Genomic DNA, 10110 nt, shown 5'->3' on the forward strand with positions numbered 1-10110 from the left:
CTAGGAATTTATAAATTCTTTTTCTTCCATATGATTTTTTTATAAAAAATGTTAAAAGTGTTGACAATGAACATGTGTTCGGTTATTATGAATATAGAACTTATGTTTGCTCGGAGGGGTTATAATGAATAATGATGTTTTTGTAAAATTAAATTATAAAACAATTGGAGAATTTAAGAGCTTAATAGTAGATAGACAACATAAAGATTATGATAATAATAAATACATGATTTGCACAGGAAAGTACGATAAAGATGGGTGGACTTTCATATTTAAGGCAAACAGTTTAAAAGAGGCAGAAGAATTTATAAATAAAAATTCAATAAAAAAAAGAAATATAATTAGTAAAAGAAGAATAATAGAAGATAACATATCACTAATTAATAATGATAAAGTGCATATTCCAGCTTGGATATAGGGTGCTACCACAGAATGTAAAATGAATAATGAGAAATATATAATTAAGAAGAAGCTACTGAGGGAGTTTATGAAATAAATATATTTTATGAGTCTGAATAAATTGATATTCTTAAATTTGGAGCTGCTGTGGCAGCTCCTTATTTTTTCTCAGTATTCTTTATTGATAATAAAGTTTACTGATTTTTAATCTCAAGTAATATAATATTTTTATAATGTAACTTTTAATTCTTTAAATATAAGGGAAGCTTTATAGTAAATGTTGTTATTTCTTTATTACTAGTTACACTAATGCTTCCATTATAACTATCAAGTATTTCTTTAACTATATGTAACCCAAAGCCATTATCACCATTTTTATTTTCTTTAGTTGAAAACCCTTCTTCAAATATTTTTTCAATAATATCTTTATCAATTTCTGGTCCGTTATTTTCTATATTTATAATTATATATCTATAGCTATAGTAACTTTTAATCATTAATAAACCTTTACCATTTAATGCTTCAATGGAGTTTCTAACAATATTAGAAATAATTCTTTGAAGGTCAAGTTCATTTATGTTTGCATCATTAAGATTAGCATTTTCATCTATAAGAACATCTACTTCTTTTAAATCAGTTGTATTAATTATTTGTGTTATAAGAGATAAGTTACTACTTATTACCTTAACTTGAGAAGAAATATCATAGCCTTCAATTACATCCTTTAGTAATTTACCTAGTTTTTCATAATCTTTCATAAGATATGTACCATACAAGTAAGATATTTGTGAACCATAATCGTGTTTAATCTTCCTAAGTTCATTAATTTTAGATTTTAATTCTACATTTAAGCTATTAATTTCACTTGCTTTTTTATCAATACTTGCAAAGTATAATGTGATAAAAACAATAAAAGTAGCCAAAAATATGAAAATCATTTCTTTAAAAATTGGATTATCCTTATCATTGTATATAAATAAAAAAGATATAGTAAAATCTACAGCTAATGTTGTTATTATTAATGTAAAAATAGAAAAAGTTCTTGATTTAATAATTAGATTTATTTTATAGATAAATTTTATATTTTTTAAAACTAGATAGGAAACTAAAAACTGAGGTAAATACATTATTAATATATTTGCATAGGTTATATTTATATTTGTATTATTTATAATTAATATAAAGGTGAAAAAGGATACAATTACAGTTATGCCGATAATTAAATATACTATGGTAAAAACAATTGTTGCCCCAAGTTTATCATTCTTATAAGCAAAAATCACAAAAAATATTAATTCAGTAATATGAATAATTATAATAGATAAGCTTGAATTACCAAGTAGGTAAGTAGTTAAAGTTATTATTATCCAAAGTGATATTATTAATAAAATTAAGTGATTTTTGCTTTTTTTATGTTTTTCACTAACACAATAATTTGCAGCAACTACAAACATAATACTTTGAATAATACTATTTATTGTATCGATTAATCCTGTGTACATATCGTCATTCCCTTTATCTTAAGTTTTTCATTGATTCTGGCATTTCTTCTAAGCCTACTCCTAAAGTTGAAGTAGGTCCTAAAATTATTGTAGTTGCGGATAAAAGTAGTATGAACTTACCTAGTATTTTTTTTATTTTCAATATTTTCCCCTCCTTGTATAATTACTTTTATTAAACATTAATATAGCTTGTACTAAAATTGTCCAAACTATTATTTGAGAAAACAAATTAATATTAAATAAAATAATTGATAATATAGATAATATAAATATGTTTATAATACCTATTAATCTGTTTTTGGAAATAAGATTTTTTTTAGTAATAGGCATTTTATCATTTATAATAGGAGCTTGATGATAAATAGAAAATATACTTATTGAATTTAGAAATATAGAGCTTTTAAAACTTAATATATTGTTTTTAGATAAGTATATTATAATGAAAGTTAACAATAAGGTGGATGTAAGACACTTTAATTGAGTATCTTCATGATAACCACCAATAAATGGCTTAGTAATTGACATTATAAATATTATGACTATACTTTCTTCAAAACATCCAAATATGGAAAATACTAAAATAACTGCTATTATTTTTATAACTTCATAAACTATAATTTTTACGGAATATTTTGCTTGTTCCATCTGGTCAACAGTATAATTATTATAGTTGCCTATATTTTCAACAAACTTATATACTAAACTTTCTAACATAATATAATGTTCCTTTTATTTATACATTATTCGTGTAGTCATATTATACAATATTTATAAATAGACTTCTATAGTATTTAGAATATAAATAGTTTTATTCAAATTTATTATCTATTTCTGTAATTTCGGCATTATTTGTTTTAAATTTTAACAGTTCATTAAAAGAAGATTAGTTATATAGCATTACAAAAGATAATATTCCATAAAAAGTAATTATAAGAAATAGACTATAGTAAAATGTAAAACTTATAATTAAAGAAAAAACTCCTGAAGGAGTTTCTATAATAAATAATATTTTAGCAATTTGTTTTAAATAACATTTTACAGTTTTAATTTGGAGCTGTTAAACAGCTCCAAATTACACATAATATTGGCTTTTATATATCTAATAAATTCTTAGTATAATTACTATAAAAATCTCTTAATTTTTTCATGCTATCTTCTAGTTCATTAAGTAAATTAGACGCTAAAGAGTAATCTTCAACAGAAATAGCATCTTTAATACGAGTAAATAATCCTTTTGAAGTATAAGTATCCTTCATTATATAATGTCTTAAATTATTTATTGTCATCCAGTTAGATATATCTAAATCTAATGCATTATTTGAATGTAATAATTTAAAGCTTCTTACTTCATTAGCATGATTAACAATAATTCTATGAATTATATCAGTCGTCCATCTTTGAATTACAGCAAGTTTGAAGCTGTTAATTAATTGATCACTAAATACATTGTTTTTCTTTAATACTTTTAATTTTTCAGGGTATTTATCTAATTGAATTAGATTTTCATAAACTGTAGCTGGTGCTTTTCCGAAGTAAGAATCTCTTTCTTCATCTGTATAGAATTCAAAAACATCTTCTTCACTTCTATAAGCTCTATCTTTTTCTAAGTAAGATGCATCTTCGCCAGGCTTTTTAGAAAGCTCTGCTAAAAGTTCTTCTTCAGTTTTATTATTTTCAAGAGCATAAAGAATTCCATCAAGCATAGCCATATAAGAAACAGACATTGTTAAATATACATTACTATGTGGATTTGGAGATCTAAGCTCAAATCTAGTTGCAAGAGGATTTGCTAAATCTCTTATTAATCCTATTAGTATAGTTCTGTTTCTTGATGGATTATCAGGAGATATTCCAAGAGAAGTAACTACACATATTGGAGCCTCAAAACCAGGCTTTAATCTCTTAAATGCACCATTAGTAGTAGATATAAAAGGATTCATTATTTCATAATTCTTTAAAATACCCATTATAGCGCCATAACCAATTTTGCTTAAGAAATCATCTTTTGTAGCATGGAATAGATTTATTCTTCTCTTATCTTTTAATTTTAAGCTAACGCCTAAATGAACATGCATTCCTGAGCCAGCTACGTCATCTATAGGTTTTGGTTTAAATGTAACATCTAAGCCATGTCTTCTGAAAGTTTCTTGAGTTAATATTTTTACAAAAATTTCATTATCAGCAGCTTGCACAGCATCAGAGTATTTCCAGTCTATTTCAAGTTGTTCCATTATATGATTAAATTGACCATTACTATCTAATTGTGACTTAACTCCACCAACTTCTTTATGTCCCATTTCTGGTTGGAAACCATACTCTTCCATAAGTAAAAGAGTTTCTTCAAGGGCAGTTCTTACAACACCCTTAGTTCTTGTCCAATATTGTTCTTGTAAAACTTGAGAAGTAGATAACTCTTCAATATGAGCTTCTTCGTTTGGAGTTTTTACCCAAAATTCTAATTCTGTTGCAGATGTAATTACTATTTCATCTATATCATCATAATTGATATTAAATGGTTTTAAGGTTTCAGGTTTATTTTTTAAGATATCTAAAAGAGTTGATTTAAATGTATTTATTGCAGAACTTAAAATATTTCTTGAACATACAGGTTTATTATTGTGTATCAAGAATGAAGGGATTCTAAGTGTACCAATGGGTTTATTAGTTAAGGAATCAATGTGATCATAATTATAATCAATAAACCAATTAGCATTAATATCAGCTACCATATCTACTTTTGCATCATTTAAAGTAGCGATTCCAGGAAGTACAACTGAAGAACCATCTGTTTGAATAGCTACTCCATTTAAAAATGAATCTATATCATCTAGAAAAAGCTTAGCAGGGATTTTTTCATCAGTATCGTTTCCTGATAAGTCTATTCCAACGATAGATACGAATTTTATTTCAGGATGATCATTAAAAATTGTAAATAAATCTTCTTTATTATGTTTTGATTTTGGAATTAAATAAACTAAATCTTTCATAGAAATCTTCTTTGCCGAAACATAGCAAAGAAATATTCACTTCCTTTCAGTTTTAATCGAATATTTAAGTGGTATAGACATCATAATATTCGGGAAAATAAATAATTTATAAAAAAATTCTATTATATACATGCTATGGTGTCAATGATTAAATTTACTAAATTTTAAAAATATTTTTCTTGGAATTTACAATTATTTCTTTTGGGTACCCTAAAAAATCTAATAGCTTTATAGCATTTCCTGTATTACAGATACCTTCTTTTAATTTAAAGTCAAATGTTAAGCCTTCATCTTCATCTATATCCTCACAGAAATAATATCTTAGGTATTTATCACTACAATTTTCAGCTAATTCTAAGTCATGAGTTGCAACTATAGAAATAGCATTTTTATTCATAATATATTTAAGTATTTCCTTAGAGGCGGATATTCTTTCTATAGGATTAGTTCCCTTAAAAATTTCATCTATTATGCAAAATGCAGGGACATCTTCTTCTAAGGAATTTAATATTCTAAGGACTGAATTACATTCTTCTAAATAATAGCTAGCACCAGATAAAACATCATCAGATAAGCTTAAAGAGGACATTATCCTAAAAAATGAAGATGTATATTCACGAGAAATACTCATAGAAAAGCATTGAGATAATAATATATTTGTAGCTAAAGTTCTCATAAAGGTAGATTTACCAGACATATTAGAGCCAGTTAGTACTACTCCTTTTCCTTTTAATTCAATGCTATTAGGAATACCATCTTCTAATAAGGGATGAACTGCATCTTTAACTATTAAAGTTTTATTCTTATTATCTAGAAATTTTGGTATACAATAATTAGCAATTCTACATCTATAGGAAGCTACAGATATATAAGCTTCTAATTTTCCTATTAAAGCATATAATTCTATTAAATTTTGTCTATTATTTTTTATTATATTAATTATAGAGTAATAGGAGCGAATTTTAGTTAAAAAGAATCCGTTTAAAGTTTCAATAAATATATCTAATTCACTAGAGGTATAAATATATTTTGTTTTATTATCTATTTTAGAAACTGGGATAAGGAGTGTGTTTATTTTATCTATATAATCCTTTAAAGAATCATTTTGTAATTTTGAGATTTCCTTTGCAGCTCTTATAAAATTACCTAAATATTGAAGGGATGAAAGTTCATATTCAATTTCAGCAGCCGCTCTAGTTGAAATAATCATATAAGTAACAAAAATACCTAAGAATGTTGGTAAGTATTTAGAACCAAAAATAAAAAAACAAATTAAAACTATGAATGAGGAGAGAGCAAGAATATTGAATAATAATGACTTTGCTTTACTAACAGTAGTGGTTGTATTTAATAATGTAAAAACATCACCTTTTCTTTGACGACCAAGGTTAGATAAAATTTGTTGAACACTACCTCTAAGGTCTTTATCATTAATAAATGTTTCTATTATTTTATTTCTTTTATATACAGATTCAGAATTTAACTTAGGTGTTCTAAGTAAATAATATAACATTTGTTCTCCAGGTGTTGATGAACAAATGCTTATTTTCATTAATAAATCATCTATATTTAAGTCGTGAGCTGTTTGATCATCTATATTATAAATATCTTTTTCCTTTAAAACAGAAGGAGAATACTCTTTATAGAATTTATGAATTTTTTCGAAATCAAATTTATTATCATAAGCTTCTGGCCAATATTTAATTAAATATTGAATTTCTGTTAGTTTTTTAGACTTATCAAAGAACTTAGATGCTAGTATTATAAATACTACAAATAAAATAATGCCTATTTGATAGGCTCTACCACCAAGATGTGGTCCTAGTTTAAAAGTGAAATAAATTGTTAAAGCAACTAAAACAATAGAAGAAAGAGTTATGGATTTATAGAATAGTAGTTTATTTTTCATGTTAACCTCCAATATTATATTTAATTTATGATTATAAATAATAAAATGTAAATATAAAGAAATTCTTTTTATTTATAATTATAGCATTTAATTACATAATTCTGTTACAAATAATAAACTTATAGATTTATCTTTAAGAAAGGTATAAAATAAAAAGTAGAATTAAAGAAAATGGAGTGAGATAATTGGACAATAAAAATAGGCCCATAGGTTTTTTTGATTCAGGGGTTGGTGGTTTAAGTGTATTAAGAGAAGCTATAAAGATAATGCCTAATGAGGATTATATATATTTTGGAGATTCGAAAAATGCACCTTATGGAATGAAAAGCGTAGATGAAGTTAGAGAATTAACTTTTAAGGCAGTAGAATTCTTATTAAGTAAGGGAGTTAAAGGAGTAGCTATAGCTTGTAATACAGCTACAAGTGCTGCTGTAGCTGATTTAAGGAAAATATATCCGACTTTACCGCTGGTAGGAATAGAACCGGCGTTAAAACCAGCTGTTGAGCTTAATAATGATGGAGACATATTAATTATGGCAACTGCTATGACATTAAAGGAAGAAAAATTTAGAAGGTTAATGGATAGATATAAGGATAGAGCATCTATAATACCTGTACCATGTCCGGGACTAGTTGAATTTATAGAAAGTGGAGATTACAAGGGAGAAGCTGTAGAAGAATACCTTTTAGGGAAAATAAATACATATAGAGATGCTAAAATAGCTTCTATAGTGTTAGGATGCACTCATTATCCATTTATAAAAGAAGTATTGGCAAAGATTGTTGGAGAAGATGTTAAAATAATAGACGGAGGATTAGGAACTGCTAAGGAACTTAGAAGAAGATTAAGTGAGAAAAATTTATTAACAGAAACTAATAAAAAGGGAAAGATTGAAATAGTAAATTCATCTGATAAAAAAGATGTAATAAAATTAAGTTATGAATTACTAAAAATGAATTGAAACTTTAAAACTCCGTAAGGAGTTTTTATTTTTTGGAAATTCACAAAAAAATATTGTTAAAATGTTGACAAAAAACAAAAGAGTTGATATATTATATTAAAAAGAATATTCAGAAAATTCAAATACGGAATAAGTTTTTTGGGGGGAATTTTTATGGAAATTAAAGTAAAAGAAATATTAGGTGAAGATATAACTATAGAAGATGCTATATTATTAAGAGAAATGATTAGAAATAGTCTTAATATTGGAGTATTGTTAGATTTTGAAGGAGTTAAAAGAGTTCCAACAACATTTTTAAATATGTTATTTGGAGATCTTATTAATAGCTTTGGAAGAGACTTTATTTTTAAACAAGTTGATGTTAAAAATTTATCAAACTATACTGATTATTCAAGAGTTATTTTAGGTACTACCTTTAAATAATAAATAAATTTAATAACTATTAAAGTCTATAAGAAGGAGATGTCCAAGCATTAATTTTATATTGTGGGACAGTACCTTCTTATTTTCATTTTAAGAGGTTAAGTATATAGCTATATTTGGAGTTTTAATTAAATATTGTTTTTACCTTTAAATAATATATAATTACTATAAGAGATAAATATAAGTTCTTCTAAGGGTTTTCTTTTAGAAGAATTTATAATAATTAAAGTGTAAATAATAAGTAAGGATTTACATTGAAAGGAGATTTTATATGAAAAACCCAATAGTAACTATAAATATGGAAAATGGAGGAGTTATAAAAGCGGAATTATATCCTGAAATAGCTCCTAATACAGTTAAAAATTTTATAAGCTTAATAAACAAAGGATTTTATGATGGTGTTGTATTTCATAGAGTAATACCTGGATTTATGATACAAGGTGGTTGCCCAGATGGAACTGGAATGGGTGGCCCAGGATATAGCATTAAAGGTGAATTTAGTAGAAATGGCTTTAAAAATGATTTAAAACATTCAAGAGGTGTTTTATCTATGGCTAGAACTATGGTTCATGATTCGGCTGGAAGCCAATTTTTTATAATGGTAGCAGATGCACCACATTTAGATAATCAATATGCTTCTTTTGGTAAAGTTATTGAAGGTATGGAAGTTGCTGATGAAATAGTAAAAGCTAAGAGAGATTATAATGATAAACCACTTGAAGATCAAAAAATGGTTAAAGTAACTGTTGATACTTTTGGTGAAACTTATGATGAACCAGAAAAAGTAGGAAGATAATATAAAAGGGGAGTAGAGAGGGATATGCTTAGCAATAATAAGTGCATATTAGTCCATAATGTACCAGAAGAAGAACTTAAAGAATTAAAAAATGGTGACTTTAAGGTTATAGAGGTATCAAGAGAAATGGTAGAAATGACTGTTTTTGATATATTAAATGGACTAAGATTTGAAACTGTAAATGCAGATTTATCAAATGAAGCTGTTATATTATTTAATGGATTTTCAGATGAAGAAATTAAATTAGCTATAACAACAATTAGAAAGAGATATAAAGAGGGAATATTTGCAGCAGTTACACCTACTTCAATTGAATGGAAGTTTAGTTATTTGCTTGAACATTTAATTGAAGAGAGGGAATGGTATTTTAGAAATCAGAAGGGAAGAGCTTAAGTGAGTAGAGTTGGCGATAAGATAAAGGAAGCTAGAATTAAAAATGGATTAAGTCAAAAAGCTTTAGCTAAAAAGCTAGGCGTTGCAGAAAAATTTATTAATGAAGTGGAACTTGGAAGAAGAATAGCTCAAGAATCCTTCATTGATAAAGCATCAAAAATACTAAAAACTGATTTTAATGATGTTAGCATGGTAGTAACAGATGAAGCTTTATTAGAAGAAAGAAAGGCTATGAAGAAGTTAAAAACTAGTTTCTCTGAAAAACCTAATAATACAAAGCAAGAGGAAGTTTGGACAAATGCCTTTTCATCTGTATTAAAGAATGTTCCGATATTCGATTATACCTTAAAGAATAGTAAGGGGTATAAAGAATTACCTATTCATTCAAATAAAGTAGAAGGATTTAATCAAGATAAGGTTCTATATTTAGAAATTCAAGATGATGAAATGTCAGGATTTAGAATGTTAAAAGGAGACTTAGCTTTTTCAAGTCTAGTTAAAGAACCTAGTAATAATGGCATTTTCTTAGTTGATTACAAAGGAAAAAGAGCTATAAGACAAATAAAACTATTAGGAAATTCTAAAGTTTTACTAGTTAGTAATGGCGGAAGTCTTTTAACAGAGACTATGAACTTAAACGAAATTTCTGTAGTAGCTAAACTAGAGAGATTAGAAATAAAATTATAGTAAATTATTTTATAGAAACTTAGAGATGGAATTTAATATTTCATCTCTTTTT

At 25.9% G+C, this 10110-nt stretch carries 11 protein-coding genes; 6 read left to right on the forward strand and 5 right to left on the reverse strand.

What is annotated here, in order from left to right; all coding sequences use genetic code 11:
- The first annotated feature begins 124 nt into the window (after positions 1-124).
- Positions 125-418, forward strand: a complete 294-nt coding sequence (locus ACQRD5_RS15565; protein WP_294170667.1) for a hypothetical protein — start codon at positions 125-127, stop codon at positions 416-418.
- Between the two features lie 223 nt (positions 419-641).
- Here ACQRD5_RS15565 and ACQRD5_RS15570 read toward each other — a convergent pair whose 3' ends face one another.
- From ACQRD5_RS15570 to ACQRD5_RS15590, 5 genes are all read right to left on the reverse strand, one after another.
- On the reverse strand, positions 642-1901 hold the full coding sequence (locus ACQRD5_RS15570; protein WP_294362425.1) for a sensor histidine kinase: 1260 nt from the start codon (positions 1899-1901) through the stop codon (positions 642-644).
- Between the two features lie 13 nt (positions 1902-1914).
- Positions 1915-2043: a hypothetical protein gene (locus ACQRD5_RS15575; RefSeq protein WP_294362423.1), complete on the reverse strand. Its 129-nt coding sequence runs from the start codon at positions 2041-2043 to the stop codon at positions 1915-1917.
- On the reverse strand, positions 2040-2615 hold the full coding sequence (locus tag ACQRD5_RS15580) for an accessory gene regulator ArgB-like protein (protein ID WP_294362420.1): 576 nt from the start codon (positions 2613-2615) through the stop codon (positions 2040-2042). Before ACQRD5_RS15580 ends, ACQRD5_RS15575 begins: the two co-directional genes overlap by 4 nt.
- A gap of 377 nt (positions 2616-2992) precedes the next feature.
- The gene (locus tag ACQRD5_RS15585; protein ID WP_427747020.1) at positions 2993-4888 is read right to left on the reverse strand and encodes a glutamine synthetase; all 1896 of its coding nucleotides are present in this window, start codon (positions 4886-4888) and stop codon (positions 2993-2995) included.
- 157 nt (positions 4889-5045) lie between these two features.
- On the reverse strand, positions 5046-6797 hold the full coding sequence (locus ACQRD5_RS15590) for a MutS-related protein (protein WP_427747021.1): 1752 nt from the start codon (positions 6795-6797) through the stop codon (positions 5046-5048).
- Positions 6798-6982: 185 nt separating this feature from the next.
- On the opposite strand from ACQRD5_RS15590, the gene murI reads away from it, so the two are divergent.
- From murI to ACQRD5_RS15615, 5 genes are all read left to right on the forward strand, one after another.
- Complete coding sequence (gene murI, locus ACQRD5_RS15595; protein ID WP_294168273.1) at positions 6983-7759, forward strand: glutamate racemase; 777 nt, start codon at positions 6983-6985, stop codon at positions 7757-7759.
- A gap of 153 nt (positions 7760-7912) precedes the next feature.
- Positions 7913-8182, forward strand: a complete 270-nt coding sequence (locus tag ACQRD5_RS15600) for an STAS-like domain-containing protein (RefSeq protein ID WP_291626353.1) — start codon at positions 7913-7915, stop codon at positions 8180-8182.
- A gap of 271 nt (positions 8183-8453) precedes the next feature.
- Positions 8454-8978 (forward strand): peptidylprolyl isomerase, encoded by a 525-nt coding sequence (locus ACQRD5_RS15605; RefSeq protein WP_294168271.1) that lies wholly within the window; start codon positions 8454-8456, stop codon positions 8976-8978.
- Between the two features lie 24 nt (positions 8979-9002).
- On the forward strand, positions 9003-9371 hold the full coding sequence (locus ACQRD5_RS15610; protein ID WP_291626357.1) for a DUF3783 domain-containing protein: 369 nt from the start codon (positions 9003-9005) through the stop codon (positions 9369-9371).
- Positions 9372-10058: a helix-turn-helix domain-containing protein gene (locus ACQRD5_RS15615; protein ID WP_294168269.1), complete on the forward strand. Its 687-nt coding sequence runs from the start codon at positions 9372-9374 to the stop codon at positions 10056-10058.
- Positions 10059-10110: the final 52 nt, after the last annotated feature.

Origin of the sequence: Clostridium sp. SGI.024, assembly GCF_050315195.1 — a bacterium.
Taxonomy (GTDB): Bacteria; Bacillota; Clostridia; order Clostridiales; family Clostridiaceae; genus Clostridium.